The organism is Nocardia sp. NPDC050712 (genome assembly GCF_040654295.1).
In the GTDB taxonomy this organism is placed as follows: Bacteria; Actinomycetota; Actinomycetes; order Mycobacteriales; family Mycobacteriaceae; genus Nocardia.
This window is the reverse complement of record NZ_JBFAHT010000010.1, coordinates 1-20,261: the sequence shown is the minus strand read 5'-3', so window position 1 is coordinate 20,261 and position 20,261 is coordinate 1. Positions and strand designations below refer to the sequence as shown.

Sequence of the window (20,261 nt, the reverse complement as noted above, 5' to 3'; positions counted from 1 at the left end):
GGCCGACCAGCCCGCGCGCGCCCGCTTCCGTCACGCCCGGCCCGCCTACCTCGAATCGGCCGATCGTCAGAGCTTGCGCCTGTTGCTGGCGGCCGCCCCGACCACGAAGGCCAGCCCACGCCCGAAGGCGTACACCGCGACGGCGTCGACTACGTGCTGGTGCTGCTGATCGACCGCCACAACATCGTCAGCGGCACCACCACCATCCACGACCGCGACGGCAGCCTGCTCGGCAGCTTCACCCTGACCGCCCCGCTCGACGCCGCCCTGGTCGACGACGCGCGCGTGTTCCACGGCGTGACGGCGGTGACGCCGCAGGATCCGACGCGCGAGGCGCATCGCGATGTGTTGGTGGTGACGTTCAAGGCTGCCTCCTGAACGCCGCTCCGGCACGTTTGGCCAGGAGCGGCTCACGATCGGCTCGACAGCAGGTCAGGCCGCTTCCGCAGCGGCAAGGCTAGCCGTTCCGCGACCGCCTCAGGCCGCCGCGATCAGGTTGTTGGCGACGTTGAGCGTCGTGCCGCCCGACGAAATTCCGCCAACATTGCCGATCAAATTGTTGCCGACGATGGTGACCTGCGACGGGTTCTCGTAGAGGTTGATCGCCGATCCTTGCATGTAAGTGATCGCGTTGCCGGTGAACACGACGTTGCGGCTGCTGCCGCGCAAGTACAGCCCTTGGTTTCCGCCGGAGATCGTGTTGCCGGTGATGACGACGTTGCCGCCGCCGATTTCCATCGCGCTGCGACCCGGCGTGGCGTAGAACTGATTGGCCGAGACCGTCCCGCCCGCCGCTTGCGCGTCGATGCGCAGCGCAGTGTCCTGCAGGCTCGAGAACCAGTTGTCGTTGAACTGGAAATTGGACAGGTAATTGACCTGTACGCCGATCGAGTCGCCGCCGTCGACCCCCGGCCCTGGCCCTGCGGGCCAGAGACGAGCGCCTACGGCGCTCGGGGAAATGCATTGCGTAGCAATGAATTTCGTGCATCAAAGATGCACAAGAGAACGAAAAACGTTGCTACGCAACACTTTTCGAGCAAAAGAATGCGAGATATGTTGCAAGACAGTGGATTACAGGAAAGTAATTGCCATTACAGGAAATGATCTTACGCGCATACGCGTATTGGAATCTGGGTACAAGATTGAGGAGTTCAAACACTCATAACTGTACGGTAGTACCGAAATTTCGGCCGGTTCGGCAGGGTCGATAGCAGGGACGGTAGGGACGGTAGGAAGTTCGTACCGTCCCTGGTACTGTCCCTGCCAAAAATAGGCTCTGATCAGGTGTTATTCAAAGATAGGGACGGTAGGGACGGTAGTTTTTTCTGAGAGTCATATACGTGAGGTGTTTATACGGGGTAAGGAGATGGGTGGGAGTAGGCGTGTGTAGGTGCGCGATATAAGGAGAGTGGGGGTAAAAGTACCGTCCCTACTGTCCCTGCCATTGTTGCCGCAGTTCACGGGCGGTTTTTGCAGGGACGGTACCAGGGGCGGCAGCAGGGACGGTACCAGGGACGCTACTGTCCCTGACCCGGCTTGACCTGCGCATTTCCGAATCTCGGAGGTGGCGAATTACAGCGGTGGTTCGCCTTTGCGAATCCAGCGGTAATACGCGCGCCGCATCTGCTCATCCGGCGCCCAAGCCGGCGGGTGAACGACGATCAGAACCGTGGAGCTGGGGAACCACATAGAGTCGTGCCGATCGAACGAGGTCACCACGAGATCCAGCTCATCCGCACCACGCTGGAGCTTGCGTAGATCCAAGTCACCAATCGAATTGGCATAAGGCTCGGTGGTAAAGATGCGGTGCTTCTCCGGGGATATCCACTGGTAGGAGTGATCGAACCAGCCAAAATGAGTGCCGCACTGGTTGTTCGGCGGTGCAGACATTTGCTTGCAGCGCCGGCCAGCTACGTAGCGCGGACAGGCAAGGGAACGGGCCTGACTGCGCCGGAACCCGAACCGCATGGCCATGCGCTCTTCATAGTTGCCAACGTTGACGACAGGGCCTGGGACGGCTGGAGTTGCCATGCTCTGACGGTACGTGCGGAGGGTGACAAGCGGAGGAAGAAAAAGGGTGTGATTTTTGAGTGGAAGAGATGCAAATAGCGTCCCTGCCCGGACCGCGGCTGAGTGCTGTCGTCGGTGATTGCGGAGGATAGGAACGATTACGCGCATACGCGTAATAACGGTCCGCTCCGAACGTCGTGTCGACATCGAGAGCGCCGCGAACTTCGGGCAAGAATGTGCACCCGATGCGGGGATGGCTGGCGCCGCCTGATCGCCTATCGACGCGAGCCGTTCCTCACAGGCTTGGGAGGAAGCGGCCCCCGGCATCGGGTGCTGAGATCAGAATGGAGGTAAATCGGACGTTTTTTGTGCCGATCTGGCACAAGGCTAAATGTGCCGTTTTGGCACAAAATACAGGAGCTACCGCGCCTACCCTGGCGTATAACGTGTGCGATCGAGCAGGGAGACGAGTGGGGCTATGACCACCTACGACGACGCAACAGAGGGCGCGCTGGACGAGGGCCGCTACATCGGCAAGCAAGTACGAAAGTACCGCCGATTGCGCAAACTCACCCAACAGATGTTGGCTGACCAGATCGGTGTGCAGCGCGAAAAGATCACGCGGTGCGAGACCGGGGAAAGACCCATTGATAGCCGCCAGGTTCTCTATGACCTGGCCGGCGCACTGAGCGTCAGTATCGGAGACCTGACTGGTCACCAGGACGACAAAGTAAACCCGGCTACCCTGGCCTTCCACGCGGCGGTACCGCATATCGAGGGCGCGCTTATGGCCGCTGGAATCACCGATACCGCTCGTGATCCGCGTCCACTGGCCGAGCTGGTAGCCGATGCGCAACGGGCGCCGGTGGTGCGGATGCAGTGCGACTACGTGGCGCTGGGCTCGTTATTGCCTGAACTGATCACTGACTTGTATCGCTATGCCAATGCCGGTGGCGAAGACGGCACGCGGGCGTGGCGGGCACTGGTGCCCGCGACGCTGACGGTTGCGCTGACGACCAAGAGCCTCGGATATACGTCGTTGGCTTGGATCGCGGCTCAGGCCTGTGAGCGTGCGGCCGAGCGAGGCGGCAGCGATCCGGTTGGTCTGGCGGGTGCGGAATTCGTACTGGCACAAACGCTTCTGGCGCAACCCGGTGCGGCTGCGGCGGCCCTGGTGCACTCGGCGGGCTCGGCGGACCGGCTGCAATCACAGCTGACAACTGAGGCCGGCCTTCAGATGTACGGCATGCTGCACCTGCACGCCGCGCTCACCACCGCCGCGATGGGCGGCGATCCCTCTGACCACCTCACCGAGGCGGCCGAGACTGCTCCTCGAACGGGCCAGGAGCACGGGGACGCGTTCGCGCTGAACTTCGGTGCCCAGAACGCCAATATTTGGCGGATGAGCGTGGCCCTGGAGCAGAGGGACGGAGGCAAAGCGATCGAGGCATCGCGGCTGATCACTCCCGACACGATCCCAACCGCAGATCGGCGTGGCCGGTTCTATGTGGAGTTGGGCCGCGCCCACTCGCTGGAAAAGCAATATCCAGAGTCGCTGGCCGCGCTGCTACGGGCCGAACAGATTGCCCCGCAAGAAGTGCGCGCAATGAATGTGGTTCGTGAGCTGGTTGGAGGGATGATCCGGAAGGCTCGTCGCGACCTTGCCGCCGGCGAACTTGGCCGCTTGGCGGAGCGGGTCAACGCGTAACCCAACCCAGAGCAGTACCTACAACGGCGGCAAAGCCTTGCCGCCGTTGTATTTTTTCTCCCACACGGCGAGCTTCTCCCGGGCGGCCTGATCCAGCAGGGCCGCAAGCGATTCCACACCGGCCTCTTCTGGGTGACGGCGCTGCATGTAGGCCACGGCGTCGCGCATGTACTGGAGCAGCGCGAGATCGAAATTGATCCCCTGCTGTTGCTTGGTGTCTCCGCGGCGCTGGAGGGCAGGTCGGTCGTCGTCGTTGGGTGCGCCGGCCTTCGGGGTGCGGCGTCGGCGGTCACTGGTGGAAGTAGCGGAAGTGCCTCGGCCGCCGGTCGACACGATTTTGGCGAGTTCCTCGCGCCGATTGTCTTTGGGACGCCGGGCACCGGTGGGCCTGGTCATTTTGTCTCCCGCTTCTCGTCGTGGTCGGCCAGGATCTCTTCCAGCGCATCGGCATAGGCGCCGAAGGGTCCGGTGAGGGAAGGGGTAGTCCCGAAGGCTTGGGCGATGTCCTCGCGCAACGGGATGTCGGTCTTCATTACCGCGAACCCGAGTCCGTCCTCTCCGAGCACCGCACGGGCGTCCTCGATGGATCGGGTACCGGTTCGGGTGCGCACCAGCAGCACCGAGACGTAGACCTCGCGCTTGCGTTCGTCGACGTAGGTGGCGACCTCGAAGGTGTCACCGATCTCGACGAGATCGATGCGGGAAGTGGAGGTGGTGACGATCAGGTGGCCGGTGGCCTCGAGCGCGGCTTCCAGCATGGCGGCCTCAGCGGTGCGGGTGCCACGTTCGCGGGCCGGTGGAATGTCGATGATGATGTGGTCGTAATCGCCGCGTACAGAGGAGATCTGGCGGACTAAAGAGCGGTGGTCGGTCCACGACACCACCGTGACCTTTTCCCAGGGCCAGTCCTCGCCGGCAGTCTCGGCCCATTTGAGTGCCGAGCGCTGGAGATCGGCGTCTACCAGCAGGACACGACCGCCCTTGGCGGCCAGGCCCAGCGCGCTCAGGATGGCCGTGGTCGTCTTGCCCACGCCACCCTTCAGGTTGGCGATGGTGATCTCTGCCATGGACAACCTCACTCGCTCATGTGTGCTCTACGCGTGTACGCGTAAGTGTCGCAAACAATAGCGTGAGGACCAGCGGAGTTGGCGGATGGTGCACGCTCGCAGCGCGATCCGTGATGCAGTCGCTGGGGATTAGTCCAGCCCGATCAGGGCAGCCAGAGCCGAGCCGAGGGAATCCATGGCGGCCGGATCGGCGGCGCCGAGGAACTCGCGGAAACGGTCCGGGTCGGCTGCGGTGAGCGAGCGGCCGAGGATGTAGCCGTGGCCGGGCAGGGTGGTGGCCAGCATGGCGCGGGTGCCGGTAGGGCGCACGTCGCTCACGTCGCAGCACATCGGAAGGCCGGCGGCATTCAGCTCGTCTGCACTGACGACGAGCACGGTTTTCGTGCGGGCGATGGACTGGTAGGTCCACAAGTCGCCGCGGTGCAGTGCGATCACGCGGCGTCGCCCTGGAGGTGCTCGTCGGCGTGCATCGCCTCGTGTTCTGCCTCGCGTTCGGCATACATCTCGGAAGTCTCTTCAGGGTGGTCTCGCTGCCACTTCGCGAGTGCGCGGGCCTCCTCGGCGAGCATGCGGCTACGGGCCGCTTTGGCGAGCCATTCCGAGACGTTGCCGCGGGCGCGCGGGTCCTGGGTCGCGGCGTCGCGGACTTGCTCGGCAAGCCGGTCATCGAGGGTGATCGTAATACGGGTGGTCATACTGACAAGCATACTGAGGTGCGATCAGCTGGGCGGCAGAACGTGACTTCGTTCGGACGAATCAGCGGTCTCACGCGTCGATGGTGCAAAAGGTGTGACCCGGTTTTCAGCCCAAAATGTGACCGTCGAAGCCCCGGCTGTATGCCCGGTTCCGGACCGGGGACTGCAACGCCCAGGACGCGGGTGCCAGGAGCGGCGGAAATGGCCTCGAAAGTCACGGCGGAACACCTTCGAAACCACTGACTGACCCCAGTGCGACGGTGCCCTGCCACGCCCGCGCTGGCGCAGTGTCGAGGGTGGGGTGCAGGGGGTGCGTACCCCCTCGCATCCCCTGCATCCCCACGCACCCCAGTGGCGGACGGCAATGGTGCAAAAGGTGTGCGGAACAACGACATGATGCGGGTGCCCGGTGAGCGTGTCAGGAAGCGCGGAAATCAGCGCTGGGATGAGCGGTGAGAGGAAGGGGTGCTGAAAGGCCGGCGGGCGGCCCTGGAAAGGACTCTTCCTGCCCGGAGGGTCGGGGCTCCCTGTGCTCCTCCGGTGCTCGCGCGCCCCGAGCCTACAACGGGCGCGCTGCATTTCACGCTCATCCCAGCGCTGACGGCGCGTCGCACGCAACGCTCGATCGAGCGCTGCGGACAGCGCCGGATCAGAACGGTGTATCGAAGCTGAAATCGGTGGCGCGATCGAACTCGAAATCACCGGTGTAACCGCGGGCGCCGATACCGCGCGTGATGACGGCTTCGAGCGCGTCTTTCGACCCGCTTGCCAGCGCGGAGATTTCGGCGTCGGTGAGCCCCTGCACGGTCACTACTCGCGTGCGTTTAGGAGCGTTGGTTGGGGAGTCCGCCGCCCGGAACCCGTGCAGCTCCACGGTGAAGCGCGAGGGCACATTCCCGATGCCTGAGAGCCGCGTCAGCTCACGCGCGAACGCACTACGGGCGTGCGTGTGGATATTGGCCCCGCCGCCCGGCAGCGGCGTGATGATGGCTTGACCGGTGGTGCGGATCGGCACCCCGGCGGAGTTCAGCCGCGGCGGTGGTTCCGGGATCGTCCAGCCGGGCCGGGCCGCCGCGCGCAAGCTGGCGCGGTATCGCTCAGGAGGCTGACGGGTGCCGTTGGCCCACAGTCCCACCGTGGATTTCGAGACCCCGAGCTCGCGCGCCAGCTCGGCCCGCGACCGGTGTCCCAGCGCGCGACCCAGGAACTCGGTGAGCGGCTTGGGCTTGGTCACCGCGCGGCCTCCAGCAGCGCGGCGCGAGTGTTGTTCAGCTCCACATAGCTACGAGGGGTATCCAGCGCCTCCTCGTGCGCCAGCTGCACGCGGAAATGCCCCACCTGGCTGGTTTCGGGGACTGGTTGCGGTGTCGAGGTCCAGAAGCCATCGGTGCGCGCGGCAATCAGCTCCGAGCGCGGCACATGCCGCAGCCCCACACCCTTCTGGGTGGGATGGCTGTAGAGCCAGTCCCGGCAGATGGCCCAAATGTAGGAAGCCCATTCCGGGTGCACCAGATAGTTACGGCCGGCGACCATTTCGCGCCATTCCCAGCGCTTGCCGTCACTGGAGCGGCGCGCCTCGGCCGGACGTGCGGCGAGATCGTCGATCGGGCAGGACCGCAGCGCGGCATAGGGAGTACCGGCGAGCTTGCCGATTGCGGCAATCGCGATCTGGCGGACCATGATCCGGGCCAGCTCACGCACGGTCTCGTCGACCTCGGTCTTGAGCAGCCACTCATCGCGCAGGCGACGCAGGTTCTTGCCGAAGGTCATCAGCGGCTTGGTCTTCGGCCCGGTGAAGCGGATGCGCTCCAGGATCTGCACGTGCTCGCCGATGCGCCAGCCGTCCTTGTCGGCCGCGTCCAGCCCGCGCTCCCAGGTCCACGCCTCGAACGTCTCCCCTGGTGTGCTCGGGTAGATCCACACCGCCTGCTCGCCGTCGCGGCGCCGGAACCGGCCCGCCCGATCCCAACCGGCGGGCACGGTCACCCGGACGCGGTACAGGCACGGCTCCCACCCGGAACCGCGGCGGGCGAACTCGGGGATCTCGTCGCGCACCACCGGGCCGCTCGGCAGCTCCTGATCCAGCAGCGCGGCGTAGGCGAAGCGTATGTCGTAGACGTAGAGGCCCGGAATCCGGTCCGGGACGAACCGGCCACCGCTGGGGTGGGTCTCGGCCGCGAAATCCTCGGTGCGGGCCTGACCGGCATGGCTGCGGATCAAGTGCTGGAGCTCGTCGTCGAGCATCGGGTACTGGTGCTTGTGCGGCAGGGTGCGCCGGATCAGCTCCAGCCCGGTCGCGGCTGGCGTGCTCTTGAGCGGCACCCCGTAGTCACCGGCGACCACCTCACCGAAGGTTTCGCGGATACCGGCCAGCGTCACCGCGAACGCGGCCCGCAGATCCGCTGGGGTGGTGACGGTTTCGTGGTTGCGGTCGATCCATGCAGCGGCCCGGTAGATCACCAGCTGCGTGCCATCGGGGCGACGGTAGCGCAGGCTGACCCGCTCGCGGGCCTCATCGGAGGCGTGCACCCGATCAGCCGCGGTCCAGCCTTTCGGCAACGCCGTGTTGGCCCACGCCAGCAGCTCGCCCTCGGTGCCGAGGTCACAGCCGGTCAGGTGCACGAACTTCAGGCCCTCGGGGACCGCGCGCAGCAGCTCGGCCAGCGAAGCGCGAGATCCGCGCTTACGCACCGTGAACTTGGTGCCGTCGTCAGCCAGGCCCTCCCCCAGCGCCAAATTCACATACGCCGAAGGCTTCACGGTCCACGGCACGATGCGCCGCGCGCTGAACTGCTCGGCCCGAGCCGCGGGCTCAGGCTCGAATTCCGGTTCCGGGCCCGGCTCGTCGACGAGGGCCTGGCCCACGTCCTCCCCGTGCAGCGCAGCCAACATCTCCAGCTCATCGGCCTCCGGGCCAGGCTCGGCCTGCGGATCGGGCACAGGCGCGAAATCCAGCGGCGCCTGCTCGCCACCCTGGTTATGGCACGGGCACAAGCAATCCAGTGCCCCAATCCAATTCGCGGCCCGGTCCCGGGCGCACTCGTCGTGATGATCGGCCTTGCACGGCTTGCTCCAGCCCTCGGTCGACACCGGGATCGGGGCGACTCTGGCGGGCTCCGGATCGGCGGGCTCGGGGCGCAGCGGCATCGGATCGGCTACCGCCGCAGCAGGTGCGTGCGCGGTGACAGTGCGGGCCAGCTGCCACTTGCGGGCACCGTTGGTTTTGACCAACCGCGCGGTGTAACCGGCGTCGCGCAACGGGATGGTGAGCAGGTTGATTTGCCGCGAGAGGTAGACCGGGGTTTCCGGCCAGCCCTTGGGCGGGCGGGCGTACACGTCGCCGGCGTCGACGCGGTACTGGTTGTTCAGCGCCTTCAGCAACTCGGTCGGGGTGTAGCTGACGCCCTCGCCCTTGTCCTGGGTGCTGATCAGCGACATCAGCGCCACCGACAACGGGTCGCTGGTGGCGACCTCGGCCTGGCGCTCGTCGCGCTCCCGCATGAACGTGGCGAACCCGTCGGTGCCCATCACCTTGTCGACGGTGGCCAGCAGATAGGAGAAGTCCGCCATACGAGCGACCCGAACCCGGTTGCGCTGCATGGTCTTTCGCACGGTCTCGATCTGAGCTAGCACCTGGGCCGCCAGATCGAACAACCCGCCCAGCACCTCACCGTGGATCAGGTCGAACTGGCGCATGACTTCCCCCGGGGTGCGGAACACACCGCCCGGGATCGGCTGCACTTCCACCGAGATCACGCGGTCGAGAAAGTCCGGCTTGAGCTTGCCGGGATCGATCGCGGTAATGGTCAGACAGCCACGCACGGGGATGGAGGTGGTGGCGCCATCGGTGTAGAGGGTGCGCCCGGTGCGCATACCGCCGGTGGAGATGATCGAGAGCGCGGTCTGCTGCTGGCGCGTCATCGAGTCGATGTTGTCGTAGGGCAGAAAGTACCGATTACCTGCGGTGACGTAGATATCGCGGATGTCGTCCTGCAAGGCGATCACGGTGTCTTTGATGCCCTGACCCTCACCGACCTCGATCGGGTCCAGCAGATAGGAGTACATGCCCGAGGTGGTGGTCTTGGCCGAACCGGCCTGGCCGGTCAGCGACAGAATCGGGTGGTCAGCGGCCTTCTGCATGGCTGTGAGAAAGTTCGCCAGAATCATCGGGCGCATTGGCTCGGCGATGTTCATCAGTTCCCACAGCCGCGAAACATCGCCCCCGGGAACGGGATACGGCAGGGCCTTGGCACGCGGGCCGCGCACGAACGCCACCCGTCCGCGCTCGCTGGTGATCGTCCAGCCTTTGCGCGTGATCAGCACGTACTCGCCGGCCTCGTTGCACAGGTCGATCGCGATCGAGTCCGGGCTCGGATTCGCGATGCGCACCGCGGTCGGGATCGGCGCGGCGTCGAAAGCCTTGTCCGACAGATTGAGCAGCGCCTCGCGCCGCTCGCTACCGGTGAAGACCTCACCGGTTTCCTTGTGCAGCGCCAACGCCAGCTCCGCACCGACCTCGGCCGAAAAGCCTTCCAGCATCCGCGCTACCGGCGCACCGTGGCGGGGGGTGAGGAACACCTGGCCCTCGAAGTTGCGGCCCACCTCGTAGCGTTCGTGGCCCAGCTCGGCCAGCATCTTGATGCGGTCGGTGCTGGAGATCTTCTGATCGGTGCGCGACTTGCCCGCTTTGCGGGAGGCCGGCGGCTTCCGACCGCGGCCCCGCGCACGGTTCGCGGCGAGACCGGTCACGTTGGCGGCACTGTCGTCAATGACGGGTTCGTGGACTGACTCTGGGGTGCTCATCCATCCTCATGGGTGTGGGGAGAACCACACCTCACGAAACGCGGGGGACGTGTCGGATCGACTGGAAGCCGATCCCTGTTGTACCCTCGTTCGCGAGGCGTGGTTCTCAAACTTGGCCCGCCCTCTCGCGTGACTCCGCTGGTAACGGAGTCGAGAGGGCGGGTTTTTTCGGTTCCCGGCACAGGAACAAAACTGCATGCCTCTGTCTAGGGAACACTCTGGTCGGTGCACGCCGAATTCGGGGGATCGACACGCAATTTCGCGTGATTCTCGGCTGAATTCGGCGCTCCATCGGGCTAGGTCACACCGGCTGTGCGGCTTCGGCGCCACGCGTTTGCGTGGTGTGCGTTCCGCTCTCTTGCTGGTCGCGCACAATGCGTTTCACGGTGACCTGCGCGTACCGCATCGAGGCGGCCACGTCCTCGGCCTCCAGCTCGTAGACGGTGTGCTTGTTCTCCTGCTCGTCCTGCCAGCTGGCCTGCTGAAGGTTGCCGGTGACGGTGACCCGAGTGCCCTTGCGCAGCCGCGATTCCGCCATGTTTTCGGCCTGGTCACGCCACACGCGGCAGCGAATGAACAGGGTTTCTCCGTCCTCCCACTTCAGCGTTTGCTTGTTGTAGTGACGCGGGGTGGAGGCGACCGTGAAATTTGTGACCGCGACCCCGTTCGGGGTGAATCTCAGTTCGATATCGGCGCACAGATTGCCGGTAATGGTCATAGGCGTTTTGCCGGTCATGAGTGAATGTCCTTGTTGTGGTAGAGGTTCGGGGATATCGGTGGCTAGAGCTCGCCGGTGGCGGGCTGCTCGCTGGACAGCGGGGCGTAATCGAACGCCCAGTTGCGGTACTCCTCGTCGGTGATCTCGTCGCGCTCGTAGGAGTCCTCGCGGGCCTGAACCTGGCTCATCAGGTCCTGGTGCTCGTCCTCGCACTGTTGGTAGTCGGCCCACTCCTTGGCGGTCCAGTCGGCGGGTTTTTCGGTGAGGTGTGGCATTGGATTCCCTTGTCGGATAGTTGATTCGGCTGCTACGCGGAGTCCGGGTTCGGCCCAAGCCGGGCCCAGATCCCCGTCGTGCTCGTCGAACCGGCTGCGGTCGATCCCACGCCGTTCGGCTGCCCGGAGCTGGCGCTCGCGGGTGGCCTTGGCCAGCGCGGCACGCTGGGCGGGGGTGGCGGTGCGCTTGGGTGCTGCCAGCCGCTCGTCGAACAGAAAGGCCACCAGCGGGCGGCCGTACCGCCGAAACGGGATACGGCCCGCGATGTCCTGGCCGTTCGGGCGAAGGCCGGCGGCGGCGAGCTGGCGTCTGGTGCGCAAATGCCGTGGCGCACACCGCCATCGGTAGACCTGGATATCGGTCACTGTCGGGTCCCTGAAGTGATGAGATGATGATCAGGAAGGACCGGCCAGCTAGTTCCTGGCCGGTCCTTCGCCTATCAATCGACCAGCGGAGACCGGCGGCAGGAATCAGCGGCCATATGGCCCGCGTCCCGCAGGACCCGAACCGCCGTGGTGCGAACCTGGCAATCCCCGGTCACACAGTCGCGATGCTGCTGCATAACGGCGTGCGCCTGGTCCACAGTCAGATCCCGGTCGTCGTGGTGCGCCCACTCCTGCCAGGGCCAGCTGTGCGCGGTCCCGAGACGTTCTGCCGAGGGGGCCAGCGTGAACGCCATTGCGAGGTCCAGCAGATCGTCGATCTCGGACCGCACCGAGGCAACCTCGTTCTTGGCCTTGATGATCTCGGCCTGAGCCGCGGCGAGCTGGTCGAACAGGCTCGCGTTCTGGCGGCGCAATTCGGTGTTCTCCAGCCGCAGCTGAATATCCGGCCGGGCCTGGTGCAGCAGTTTCATCGAACCGCCTCCTGCTCCAGGACGAAGGACCGCGACAGCAGGCGCGCGACCGTCATGTCGGTCGGCCGCATCGGCTCGGTGGTCACGCCCTGGTAGGTCTGGCGGACCACGGTCAGGTACACCCGACCGGCCTCGATGCGTTCGACCCGCAGGCTGCGGATGTTGTCGGCGCGCCGGTCCTTCCAGATCTGTCCGGGCTGAATCACGTTGTCTACGGGGCTCATTCGGTTCTCTCTTTCTTTGCGGGGGCTGTTGTGCCAACTCGCGATGTGTGTAAACATCAATACATGTATACACCGCGAGTGGCGGGAACGGAAGAGATGGCAACCAATGACCTCGGAACCCTCAGCAGCAGCATCCGATACGCGTATGCGCGTGTGGAGCGGCCGACATGGGAGCATGTTGGACATGTCCCCAGCGCATTCGAAACCGGAGGCGGAGCACCGCAAGAACCAGCCGCTGACCGGTATCAGGCTGGACCCACACACGGACCGCTTGCTGCGGGTCAAGCTCGCTCAGGAGGCGTTGACCAAGCAGGCCATGCTGGAGACGCTCATCCGCGCCTGGCTGCTGGCCCCAGAAGAACTGACGAGCCTCGGACTGGAGAAGCTGATCGACTTGTCCGCGCTTCGAGCCGAAATGCAGGAACGCGGGCTGCTGCCCAAAAAGCAGTAGTTCAGCGGCTTTCTAGCGGCCCTACAGCCGAGGTCCGCCCCGCTGCGCGGGAAGTGCTCCGATGAGCGGGCAGCGGCCCGATTGGACGGGCAAGGACACCCTGGAATGTGTCGGCATGCTGGTCATGTCGGCCGCCGGCCTGCTCGCGTGGACGGGCAACCTGACGGTTGATCACATACGCGTATACGCGCAAACCGCGATGGACCTGGCGGTCCCGGTCGCGGTCGGCGCCGCGGGCCTCGTGCTCGCCGTGGGCCTGGCCCTCGTCCTGGTGCGTGCCCTTCGGGCTCCCCTGATCGCGGCGGTACGTGCGTTCTGGCTATACCGCCGGCGCTGGGCCCATGCGGTCGACTTCCTCGGCCTGACCACCACCGAAGCGGAGACCACCAAGGTGCCGCGGCTGGTCTCGGTCATGCGCCAGGGCGACGAGGACGTCGTGGCGGTCCGGATGCTCAAGGGGCAGACACCGCACCAGTGGCACGAGCAGACCGTTGCCCTGGCCTCGGAGTTCGACGCCGATTCGGCGCGCATCCGGCTCGGCAAGAAGGCGCACCGGGATATCGAGATCGTGTTCACGCGCAACCGCCCGTCGCCGCGCCTTGCGCCTCAGCTGGCCCTGCCCGCTCCCGCACCGCACCCGTTGCCGCTGTCGCTGCCGCAACACCAGGGCCAGCAGCAACCAGGACCAGAATTCGCAATCCGCGTATCTGGGCTGCGTCTGCAAATTGTGTGGGCACGTAGTTACCGGCGAGCAGACAATGGGAAATGGCTCCGCAGACCGCTCGGTCTGTCCGGAGTGAGGGGGGAAGCGAGGTGGGCGACATGGGCAACAACGGCATAGGCGCGGCGATCGTGGTCGGTACGGGCACGCTGACGTTCGGTTCGATGGTCGCGTACACGACCGCCGAGAACCTCGGCTACTCCGGATGGTCCGGGCCCGGCGCGCTGGTCGTCGCGATGAGCAGCGGCGCGGGCCTGGTGGTCGCGCACAAGGTGAGTCTCCGCCGGCGCACCCGCCGCGAGATCGAGCGTGCATATCAGCGCTGGCTGGATGAGCTGGCCAAGGTCCCCGCGGAGGTGCATTACGCGGTGGAGACCCTGGCAGATCCGATGCGGGCGCGGGACATGTGGACCAACCCGCGGATTGCGATCGGCCTGCCCCCGAATGCCATGTTCTCCGGCACGTGGCCTCAGCTGGTGGAAGGCCAGGACCCTGGTCATCACCCTGATCCGGGTTTCCGGCACACGCCGGTCGGTGCGCGTGTACGCGTAAGGCTGCCGCAAGGGCCTTCGGCCGATGAGTTGCGCAGCCGCCTGCCCAATCTCGCTGTGGCGCTGAACGTCCAGCGCGTCCAGATCATGGCCGTGCACGGCAACGTGGTGTCGCTGGAGCTGCGGATTCGCAATCCATTGCTCGAATCGGTGCCGCTGCGGGCTCCCGAGCCCTCGCCGGTCCCGCTCAAGGCCCTGCTGGTCGGTGTCCGCGAGGACGGAGGCGACTACCGGCTGCGGATCTGGAGCAATCACCTGTTCCTGGCCGGCCTGACCGGTTCGGGTAAGTCCGGTGTGCTCTGGTCGATCATCGCGGCCCTGGCGCCCGACATCAAAGCCGGTCGTGTGGAGCTGCACGTGATCGACCTGAAGTTCGGCACCGAGATGAGCGCCGGCTACCGGCTTTTCGCCAGTTTCTCCTGGGAAGTGCTCGCCGCTCTCGACACGCTGGAAATGCTGTGCGCGAAGATGGCAGCCCTGGCCAATCCGCGCCGTGAGACCTCGATGCGGGAAGGCACGCCGATCCGCGAGTTCGACCCGAGCCCTGGCAACCCGCAGCAGGTGCTGATGATCGACGAGATCCTGGACCTGCTGAAGATTTCCGGTGAGTTCACCATCAAGCGCAGGCTGCCTCAGATCGACGGCACCCTCGGCGAGCAGCCGGAAAAGATCACGGTCGCCAAGTACGCCGGGCGCCTGCTGCTCTCGCTGCTGTCCCGCGCCCGGTCCTTCGGCATCACCGTCATCGTGTCGACGCAGAACGCGGCCAAGGAGATTTTCGAGCTGCTGCGCGACATGTTCCCGACCATGGTCGGCCTACGTCTGGCCTCCGAGCAGCAGGTACAGATGGTGTTCGGCGTCGGCGCGGCCGAACGCGGCATCTTCGCCAAGGACATCTCGCCCGACGAACCGGGCGTGGTGTTCGTCGACAGCCCCGAAGAGGGCGGACAGGCCATGCGGGCGCGGCACTTCCGCGTCAGTAACGAGGACATCATCCACCTCGTGCGGATCTTCGGCCGACCGGCCGAGTCCATGCCGCCGCTGCCGGTCTTCAGTGACGCCGCAGCGATCGCGCCCGCGGCTGGCAACGTCTACGCGCTGCGGCCCGCCGAACCCCTCGTCGTCGACGCCGACGAGCGGCCCCAGGAGGAGGAGCAGCCGCTGGCCGAGCAGGTCGGCGCCAAGACGCACAAGTGCCGGTTCTGCGGTCGCGAGATTCAGCAGCGCGCCGGCGGTCGGCCTGCCCTGTACTGCCCCGGTACCGACCACCGCCAGCAGTACCACCGGCTCAAGAAGCGCCTGGAAGCCGAGGGCCAGTAATCGAGATCCGACATCGAAATTCCCGTCCTGCCTGTCGACATCAATACGCGCATACGCGCATACGCGTGAGGAGAACATCCGTGACCATTACCCCCGAGAGCGCTATCGTGCCTCCCATGTCCCACACCACCCTCTGGACCCCGGGAGGGCCGCGGCTTGTCGTCGCACCCGAAGTGAGTGCGACGGCCGAGGATCTGCCCGACCTGTCGCACAGTCACACCGTGGAATCGCACTCGTCGCACTCCCCCGTCGCACACGTCGCACTGCCCGAGGGTGTGCGACCGGAAGGCGAATCGCACCCGTCGCACAACGGCGTCGCACACGTCGCACTCCCCGGTCGCACTCGTCGCACTGTGGGATCGGAAGGCGGATCGCACCCGTCGCACAAGCCGGTCGCACACGTCGCACTGCCCGAGGGTGTGCGACCGGAGGGCCAATCGCACACGTCGCACACGCCCCGCCCGAAGGATGGCCCCATGCGTGTCTCCCACCAGCACCGCATCGCACTCGCGGGGATCGCGGCGAAGAACGCCAAGGTCCACTACGTGTGCGACCAGCTCGGCCATCCGGAAACCCCGGAGGTGATCGCATGGCTGCGCGAGTGCGACGCGGACATCGATCCCAAGTACGTCAGCCGGATCGTCCGTTCGTGGCGCAAGGCGCGTGGCCTGCTCGACACCGGGGAAATGGCAGCACTCACCGAGGAAGTCCTGACCGAGCTCGATGCCCAGCAGCAGCACCAGGAGGACGAGGCCACCGTGTCCGAGATTGCGGCGCCCCCCATCGAACCGCCGGCCCCCGAGGTGACCGAGCCTGACTCGGTACAGGAACTCGCCGCGCGGGTCCGCGAAGCCCAGGGCCTCCTGCCGTTGCAGGCCGACCAGGCGCTGCTGACCGTGCTCAGCGAGGACGAGCTGGCGGCCGAGCGCGCACTGGCCGAATGGGAACGCGCCACCGATCGCGAGATCCGCCGCGCGGCCAAGGCCGCGGAACTGGCCCGGGTCAAGCGCGAGCAGGCCACCGCCGAGACCATCGCGAAATCCGAAGCCGCGGATGCCCGTTGGCACCAGCGCGCCCTGTCCGCGCGGCGCAAGCTCACCAGCCCGCACGCGCGCCTGGCCCAGCTGTACCGGCGCGCGGAATGGTCCTCACGGGCGCTGATCGCGATCGTGCTGATCGGCATGGTCTGGTCGGCGGTCAACGTGCAGCGCAACCTGGTGCCCAGCGGAGACATGAGCAACCCGCTCTACTGGATCTCCTACGGCATCGAAGCCATGATCTCGGTGCCGCTGATCGTCATCATGATTGCCGCGACCACGGCCGCGCGCTGGGGCCGCGAACTTCCTCGCGGGAAGGTGATCCCGGTGGAGTTGGCGCTGCTGGCGATCACGGTCGGACTCAACGCCGGCCCGCACTTCAATGGGAAGCTGAGCACGCTTGCCGAATACTCGATCGCGCCGGTCATGGTCGGCATCGTGATCTGGCTGCACGCCTGGGTGAGCGCGCACTACGCGACGTTGATCACCGGCAGCGATGAGGCAGCTCTGTCAGAGCCGTCTGCGGCGGATCTCGCCCTGGCCGGGCGGTAGCGATGGCACAGTGCACGAACTGCGGCGCGCCCTCCGAGATGCACAAGCTCGACTTCCTGTGCGGCTGGTGCGCTTCGGACCCTGACCTTCAGCGTGACGACGAGACCGAGGACTGACCGATGAGCAGCAACACAGAACCCACTCAGAGCTTCAGCCTCACCGAGGGCCAACTCATCTTCCTGCGCTACATGCTCGACCGCGGTTTCACCGAGTTCCTGGAGTACGCGCGGGATTCGACCGCACCGCCGGACGACTTCACCCGGGTGCACGCCGACATGATCGTGGACCTGTGCGAGATCTTCGGCATGGAGATCCCGCAGGTGCCGGACAAGTCGTAACCCCACCGAGCACGAGAAAGGCCCCCACCGTCGCAGGTGGGGGCCTTTACGCGCATACGCGTATGGTTGGACTACTGGGCGGCCCGCAGGATCGCCGTGGCCAGCAGAGCCCCCAGTACTTTCGGGTGGGTGTCTTCTACGGAATCCGCAATGAACCGCCACAGTTCGACCGGCTCCAGCTTGGTCTGCATGGTGCGGGCGCTCTGGGTGAGAGCGTCCAGGCCGGCGCTGCTGGCAGCCATGGCCTGATCGACTTCAGCCAGGACTGCGGGATTGAGTGGATAGTCACCGGTGCTCATGGTCCTGTTCTTTCGTGAGAAGGGGAATTGATACGCGTATACGCGTATCTATTGGCCTACGGTGCAGGTGAACGGCGCGCAATTCCGCGTCGTACTGGTCGGGGCCGGGGAGGTCGTCGACGGCCCAGTGTAGGACGGGTTGGTCAGCAGCAGCACCACGGCGACCAGCATGCTGAACGCGACGGCGGCGAGGGTCAGGGCCAGGATGGGCGTGGCCGCCAGGACGCCGCCGGCGGTACGCAGTAGGTGGGTTTCCAGGGATCTGGGCATTGCGGTCTCGATTCAGGGATGATCGGTGCGGGCACCAGCCAGCTTCCTTCTGGCTGGTGCCCGCCATATCGGATGACGGGCACTCAGCCCATGTCGGTGTCGATCCACCATTGATGCCGGCGCGCGCACCGCAGCCGCAGATGCAGCCGCTCGGACCACGTACCGGGCTGGCTCCACCACTCCCAGCCGCCCACCGGCTCGGCCTCGCACTGGGGGCACGTGTAGCTGTCGAAGGCATGCGGGCCGATCTCCTGCGGGATCGTGCTCAGCGCCTCCCGCAACTCGGTCTCGGCCCGCCATACCGCGCGGGCGCGCTCCAGCTCGGCTTCCTGGGCTCGCTGCTGCGGTGTGCGTAGCCGTCTTCGGATCGACTGGATTGCGTTCGGGGACTTCAACATTGGGTTCTCCTTCTCTATACGCGTATACGCGCTTATGTCTGCTGGTTCTCGTGCTCGTCGAACCAGCGGTTGGTGAGCGCCACCGGCGCGCGCTCGCCCTCACCGATGTGCAGATAGCCGGCCTCGTTCATGTGGTCCAGGGTCCGGGCGCCCGGTTTGGTCGCCCGCGCGTTCGCGAAGTGCCACTTATCCGCCGACCGGGTGATGTCGTTCCGCTTGATGCGCAGCGCCATCTCCTGCAAAACCTCTTCGGTGATCGGCAGATCCTCGGCACGGCGCGGCTCTGGCTCGGTGCGTACCGTGCTGGCGAATTCGCGCATCATCTCCTTGAAGCGCTCGTACTCCTTGTTCCGGACCTCCTCGATCTCCTTGCGGTGCTGATCCTTGATCTCGGCGAGCTGGCGCTCCAGCTCGGCAACCCGGTTCTTGGACTCGGTGAGCTGGCCCTCGGCCACGTGGCGCGCGTCCTCGGCCTCGCGAATCGCGGTTTCGGCGCGCTCGGTCGCGGCCTGCGCGTCGGCCCGGTCCTTCTCCAGGCCCTCGCGCTGCTCGGTCAGCTCCGCGATGAGCGCGTCGGTCTGACGCTGCATCTCGGCCACCTCGTCGGCGGCCTCTTTGCGTACGTCCTCCATCTCGGCGCCGACCGCCGTGACGCGCCCCGCGATGAGCCGTGCCAGCTCCTTGAGCGCGTCGACCGCGGATTCCGGCAACGCCGACGCCAGGTCAGCGGGTACGCGTATACGCGCATCAGTGTCCGCAGTGGCCGGCGCGTTCTGCGTATCGGCCACCGGAGCCGCGGGCACATCCTCCACTACCTTGAGCCGACGAGTGATTCCGCGCCGCTTCGTCTCCTCGGCCGCAAGCTCGGCAATACGTTCCTTGGTCAGGCCGGTGGTCCTGCGCGGGTACCCGGCAAGGCTGGACTTGTGGCCCGGGTCGCCTTCGGTCCCGTGCTGGGCCTGCCAATGGGCCTGGCCCTCCTGGCCGCAGTACTGCGGCAATCGGCCCTTGGTCTGGTTCGCGTACACGACGTTCCCGCAGATCTGGTCTTTCCCGGTGGGGAAGTGGCACACCCCGCACGCCTCGCCGGGAGCGAAGGTTTCGGTGTCGAAGGCTTCGCGCTCGGTGCCGGTCTCGGGGTTCTCGGTGCTGGTCATACTCAGTTCTCCTGTCGGGTGATTGGGGTGCGATATTTACGCGCATACATGCATACGCGTATTGCCGAGCGTCATTCCTGTGCTTCCCGCAGAGTGTGCAGGTCCTCGGCGATGTCTTCCATGTAGTTGCCCCACTCGATCCACGTCCAGGCCTTCGGCTTGTCGAGCAGCAGCGGCTCGCCGGCCTCGGTGCGGACCGCGGCGGCCAGCTCGCGCACGTTCTGCTGATGCGCGGCCAGCACCTCGGCGTACGGATAGCCGAACATCTTGGCCGGCGGTTGAGTGCGGTTGAAAATGCTCATCGGATTCTCCCTCCCTGCTCCCGGTGTTTCCGGTACCTACAGTCTATTACAGGTTTACAGGATGTACAACAGGAAAAGGCCGAATATGTACCGGAAAACCTCCGAATCTGCCGTTTCCGGTAGCGTGACACGCCGATATCTCGTAACGTCACCTGGAATAAATGCAGGTCAGCGGATCAAGTCACAGGATTACAAGAAAAGGTGCGAAATGGGTTGCGAAACCTGTGGACCCCGGTATATACTTGAGTCATGACAGAGCGAGAGACCATCACCCAGAAGACGGAAGCGCAGGTGAGAAGCCAAATACAGCGAAGGCTGACAACGCCGATTACTAATTACATGATTACAGTCTTTGCTACAGTAAACGAAAAGGTAACGTTACACGTTACCGTTTTCTGGAAAACGGTAACGTGTGGCGCCGCCGGTCAACGCCACCTTGGTGATGTCGATCTCGGCGGCGGCTTTGCTCGCGTCGACCGGGTGATCCAGCGTAGGAACCCGTAGGCCG

At 65.5% G+C, this 20,261-nt stretch carries 24 protein-coding genes; 7 read left to right on the top strand and 17 right to left on the bottom strand.

From position 1 onward, the window contains the following. Window positions 1–378, top strand: a 378-nt coding sequence (locus AB0H76_RS39110) for a 2OG-Fe dioxygenase family protein (protein ID WP_357332788.1), incomplete at its 5' end; no start/stop codon positions are given. A gap of 99 nt (window positions 379–477) precedes the next feature. Here the strand turns inward: AB0H76_RS39110 and AB0H76_RS39105 are convergent. Together AB0H76_RS39105 and AB0H76_RS39100 are read right to left on the bottom strand one after the other, a co-directional pair. After that, complete coding sequence (locus tag AB0H76_RS39105) at window positions 478–888, bottom strand: right-handed parallel beta-helix repeat-containing protein (RefSeq protein WP_357332790.1); 411 nt, start codon at window positions 886–888, stop codon at window positions 478–480. A gap of 684 nt (window positions 889–1,572) precedes the next feature. Further along, window positions 1,573–2,031 carry a hypothetical protein gene (locus tag AB0H76_RS39100; RefSeq protein ID WP_357013605.1) on the bottom strand — a complete coding sequence of 153 codons (459 nt, stop codon included), beginning with the start codon at window positions 2,029–2,031 and terminating at the stop codon, window positions 1,573–1,575. Window positions 2,032–2,488: 457 nt separating this feature from the next. Between AB0H76_RS39100 and AB0H76_RS39095 the strand changes: the two genes are divergently transcribed. Then, on the top strand, window positions 2,489–3,718 hold the full coding sequence (locus AB0H76_RS39095; RefSeq protein WP_357013602.1) for a helix-turn-helix transcriptional regulator: 1,230 nt from the start codon (window positions 2,489–2,491) through the stop codon (window positions 3,716–3,718). Window positions 3,719–3,736: 18 nt separating this feature from the next. Here the strand turns inward: AB0H76_RS39095 and AB0H76_RS39090 are convergent, their stop codons facing one another. The 10 genes from AB0H76_RS39090 to AB0H76_RS39045 form a co-directional block, all read right to left on the bottom strand. Then, window positions 3,737–4,114 (bottom strand): hypothetical protein, encoded by a 378-nt coding sequence (locus AB0H76_RS39090; RefSeq protein ID WP_357013599.1) that lies wholly within the window; start codon window positions 4,112–4,114, stop codon window positions 3,737–3,739. Next, on the bottom strand, window positions 4,111–4,785 hold the full coding sequence (locus AB0H76_RS39085; protein WP_357013596.1) for a ParA family protein: 675 nt from the start codon (window positions 4,783–4,785) through the stop codon (window positions 4,111–4,113). Before AB0H76_RS39085 ends, AB0H76_RS39090 begins: the two co-directional genes overlap by 4 nt. A gap of 129 nt (window positions 4,786–4,914) precedes the next feature. Further along, entirely contained in the window at window positions 4,915–5,220 is a 306-nt protein-coding gene (locus AB0H76_RS39080) for a hypothetical protein (protein WP_357013593.1), read from the bottom strand. After that, window positions 5,217–5,480 carry a hypothetical protein gene (locus AB0H76_RS39075; protein ID WP_357013590.1) on the bottom strand — a complete coding sequence of 88 codons (264 nt, stop codon included), beginning with the start codon at window positions 5,478–5,480 and terminating at the stop codon, window positions 5,217–5,219. Before AB0H76_RS39075 ends, AB0H76_RS39080 begins: the two co-directional genes overlap by 4 nt. A 649-nt stretch (window positions 5,481–6,129) precedes the next feature. Continuing rightward, complete coding sequence (locus AB0H76_RS39070) at window positions 6,130–6,714, bottom strand: helix-turn-helix transcriptional regulator (RefSeq protein ID WP_357013587.1); 585 nt, start codon at window positions 6,712–6,714, stop codon at window positions 6,130–6,132. Then, window positions 6,711–10,283 carry a hypothetical protein gene (locus tag AB0H76_RS39065; protein ID WP_357013585.1) on the bottom strand — a complete coding sequence of 1,191 codons (3,573 nt, stop codon included), beginning with the start codon at window positions 10,281–10,283 and terminating at the stop codon, window positions 6,711–6,713. Before AB0H76_RS39065 ends, AB0H76_RS39070 begins: the two co-directional genes overlap by 4 nt. A gap of 301 nt (window positions 10,284–10,584) precedes the next feature. Further along, window positions 10,585–11,019 (bottom strand): single-stranded DNA-binding protein, encoded by a 435-nt coding sequence (gene ssb, locus AB0H76_RS39060; RefSeq protein ID WP_357013582.1) that lies wholly within the window; start codon window positions 11,017–11,019, stop codon window positions 10,585–10,587. A 44-nt stretch (window positions 11,020–11,063) separates the two neighbouring features. Beyond that, window positions 11,064–11,642 carry an RRQRL motif-containing zinc-binding protein gene (locus AB0H76_RS39055; RefSeq protein ID WP_357013580.1) on the bottom strand — a complete coding sequence of 193 codons (579 nt, stop codon included), beginning with the start codon at window positions 11,640–11,642 and terminating at the stop codon, window positions 11,064–11,066. A gap of 74 nt (window positions 11,643–11,716) precedes the next feature. Beyond that, on the bottom strand, window positions 11,717–12,133 hold the full coding sequence (locus AB0H76_RS39050; RefSeq protein ID WP_357013577.1) for a cell division protein ZapB: 417 nt from the start codon (window positions 12,131–12,133) through the stop codon (window positions 11,717–11,719). Further along, on the bottom strand, window positions 12,130–12,357 hold the full coding sequence (locus AB0H76_RS39045) for a hypothetical protein (protein ID WP_357013574.1): 228 nt from the start codon (window positions 12,355–12,357) through the stop codon (window positions 12,130–12,132). The genes AB0H76_RS39050 and AB0H76_RS39045 overlap by 4 nt, the downstream gene beginning before the upstream one ends. Before the next feature lie 184 nt (window positions 12,358–12,541). Between AB0H76_RS39045 and AB0H76_RS39040 the strand changes: the two genes are divergently transcribed. The 5 genes from AB0H76_RS39040 to AB0H76_RS39020 all read left to right on the top strand — a co-directional run bounded on the left by AB0H76_RS39040 (window position 12,542) and on the right by AB0H76_RS39020 (window position 17,327). Next, window positions 12,542–12,808, top strand: a complete 267-nt coding sequence (locus tag AB0H76_RS39040) for a hypothetical protein (protein WP_357013572.1) — start codon at window positions 12,542–12,544, stop codon at window positions 12,806–12,808. Between the two features lie 61 nt (window positions 12,809–12,869). Beyond that, on the top strand, window positions 12,870–13,649 hold the full coding sequence (locus AB0H76_RS39035; RefSeq protein ID WP_357013569.1) for a hypothetical protein: 780 nt from the start codon (window positions 12,870–12,872) through the stop codon (window positions 13,647–13,649). Further along, complete coding sequence (locus AB0H76_RS39030) at window positions 13,631–15,400, top strand: FtsK/SpoIIIE domain-containing protein (RefSeq protein WP_357013567.1); 1,770 nt, start codon at window positions 13,631–13,633, stop codon at window positions 15,398–15,400. Before AB0H76_RS39035 ends, AB0H76_RS39030 begins: the two co-directional genes overlap by 19 nt. A 476-nt stretch (window positions 15,401–15,876) precedes the next feature. After that, complete coding sequence (locus AB0H76_RS39025; RefSeq protein ID WP_357332782.1) at window positions 15,877–16,989, top strand: hypothetical protein; 1,113 nt, start codon at window positions 15,877–15,879, stop codon at window positions 16,987–16,989. A gap of 119 nt (window positions 16,990–17,108) precedes the next feature. Beyond that, complete coding sequence (locus AB0H76_RS39020; RefSeq protein ID WP_357332780.1) at window positions 17,109–17,327, top strand: hypothetical protein; 219 nt, start codon at window positions 17,109–17,111, stop codon at window positions 17,325–17,327. Between the two features lie 71 nt (window positions 17,328–17,398). Here the strand turns inward: AB0H76_RS39020 and AB0H76_RS39015 are convergent, their stop codons facing one another. The 5 genes from AB0H76_RS39015 to AB0H76_RS38995 form a co-directional block, all read right to left on the bottom strand. Next, on the bottom strand, window positions 17,399–17,569 hold the full coding sequence (locus AB0H76_RS39015) for a hypothetical protein (RefSeq protein WP_357332778.1): 171 nt from the start codon (window positions 17,567–17,569) through the stop codon (window positions 17,399–17,401). Between the two features lie 105 nt (window positions 17,570–17,674). Continuing rightward, window positions 17,675–17,896: a hypothetical protein gene (locus tag AB0H76_RS39010; protein ID WP_357332776.1), complete on the bottom strand. Its 222-nt coding sequence runs from the start codon at window positions 17,894–17,896 to the stop codon at window positions 17,675–17,677. Window positions 17,897–17,979: 83 nt separating this feature from the next. Then, window positions 17,980–18,294 carry a hypothetical protein gene (locus AB0H76_RS39005; protein ID WP_357332774.1) on the bottom strand — a complete coding sequence of 105 codons (315 nt, stop codon included), beginning with the start codon at window positions 18,292–18,294 and terminating at the stop codon, window positions 17,980–17,982. 32 nt (window positions 18,295–18,326) lie between these two features. After that, a complete protein-coding gene (locus AB0H76_RS39000; protein ID WP_357013922.1) occupies window positions 18,327–19,451 on the bottom strand; it encodes a hypothetical protein in 1,125 nt (374 codons plus the stop codon). A gap of 71 nt (window positions 19,452–19,522) precedes the next feature. Further along, window positions 19,523–19,753 (bottom strand): hypothetical protein, encoded by a 231-nt coding sequence (locus AB0H76_RS38995; RefSeq protein ID WP_357013919.1) that lies wholly within the window; start codon window positions 19,751–19,753, stop codon window positions 19,523–19,525. Window positions 19,754–20,261 lie beyond the last annotated feature (508 nt).

Excerpts from the sequence above, each read along its gene's own strand:
- AB0H76_RS39100 (WP_357013605.1), bottom strand. The coding sequence starts at position 2,031 with ATGGCAACTCCAGCCGTCCCAGGCCCTGTCGTCAACGTTGGCAACTAT.
- ssb (WP_357013582.1), bottom strand. The coding sequence starts at position 11,019 with ATGACCGGCAAAACGCCTATGACCATTACCGGCAATCTGTGCGCCGAT.
- AB0H76_RS39040 (WP_357013572.1), top strand. The coding sequence starts at position 12,542 with ATGTCCCCAGCGCATTCGAAACCGGAGGCGGAGCACCGCAAGAACCAG.
- AB0H76_RS38995 (WP_357013919.1), bottom strand. The coding sequence starts at position 19,753 with ATGAGCATTTTCAACCGCACTCAACCGCCGGCCAAGATGTTCGGCTAT.
- AB0H76_RS39090 (WP_357013599.1), bottom strand. The coding sequence starts at position 4,114 with ATGACCAGGCCCACCGGTGCCCGGCGTCCCAAAGACAATCGGCGCGAG.
- AB0H76_RS39000 (WP_357013922.1), bottom strand. The coding sequence starts at position 19,451 with ATGACCAGCACCGAGAACCCCGAGACCGGCACCGAGCGCGAAGCCTTC.
- AB0H76_RS39030 (WP_357013567.1), top strand. The coding sequence starts at position 13,631 with ATGGGCAACAACGGCATAGGCGCGGCGATCGTGGTCGGTACGGGCACG.
- AB0H76_RS39095 (WP_357013602.1), top strand. The coding sequence starts at position 2,489 with ATGACCACCTACGACGACGCAACAGAGGGCGCGCTGGACGAGGGCCGC.
- AB0H76_RS39020 (WP_357332780.1), top strand. The coding sequence starts at position 17,109 with ATGAGCAGCAACACAGAACCCACTCAGAGCTTCAGCCTCACCGAGGGC.
- AB0H76_RS39050 (WP_357013577.1), bottom strand. The coding sequence starts at position 12,133 with ATGAAACTGCTGCACCAGGCCCGGCCGGATATTCAGCTGCGGCTGGAG.
- AB0H76_RS39025 (WP_357332782.1), top strand. The coding sequence starts at position 15,877 with ATGCGTGTCTCCCACCAGCACCGCATCGCACTCGCGGGGATCGCGGCG.
- AB0H76_RS39035 (WP_357013569.1), top strand. The coding sequence starts at position 12,870 with ATGAGCGGGCAGCGGCCCGATTGGACGGGCAAGGACACCCTGGAATGT.
- AB0H76_RS39015 (WP_357332778.1), bottom strand. The coding sequence starts at position 17,569 with ATGGCTGCCAGCAGCGCCGGCCTGGACGCTCTCACCCAGAGCGCCCGC.
- AB0H76_RS39045 (WP_357013574.1), bottom strand. The coding sequence starts at position 12,357 with ATGAGCCCCGTAGACAACGTGATTCAGCCCGGACAGATCTGGAAGGAC.
- AB0H76_RS39065 (WP_357013585.1), bottom strand. The coding sequence starts at position 10,283 with ATGAGCACCCCAGAGTCAGTCCACGAACCCGTCATTGACGACAGTGCC.
- AB0H76_RS39075 (WP_357013590.1), bottom strand. The coding sequence starts at position 5,480 with ATGACCACCCGTATTACGATCACCCTCGATGACCGGCTTGCCGAGCAA.
- AB0H76_RS39085 (WP_357013596.1), bottom strand. The coding sequence starts at position 4,785 with ATGGCAGAGATCACCATCGCCAACCTGAAGGGTGGCGTGGGCAAGACG.
- AB0H76_RS39005 (WP_357332774.1), bottom strand. The coding sequence starts at position 18,294 with ATGTTGAAGTCCCCGAACGCAATCCAGTCGATCCGAAGACGGCTACGC.
- AB0H76_RS39010 (WP_357332776.1), bottom strand. The coding sequence starts at position 17,896 with ATGCCCAGATCCCTGGAAACCCACCTACTGCGTACCGCCGGCGGCGTC.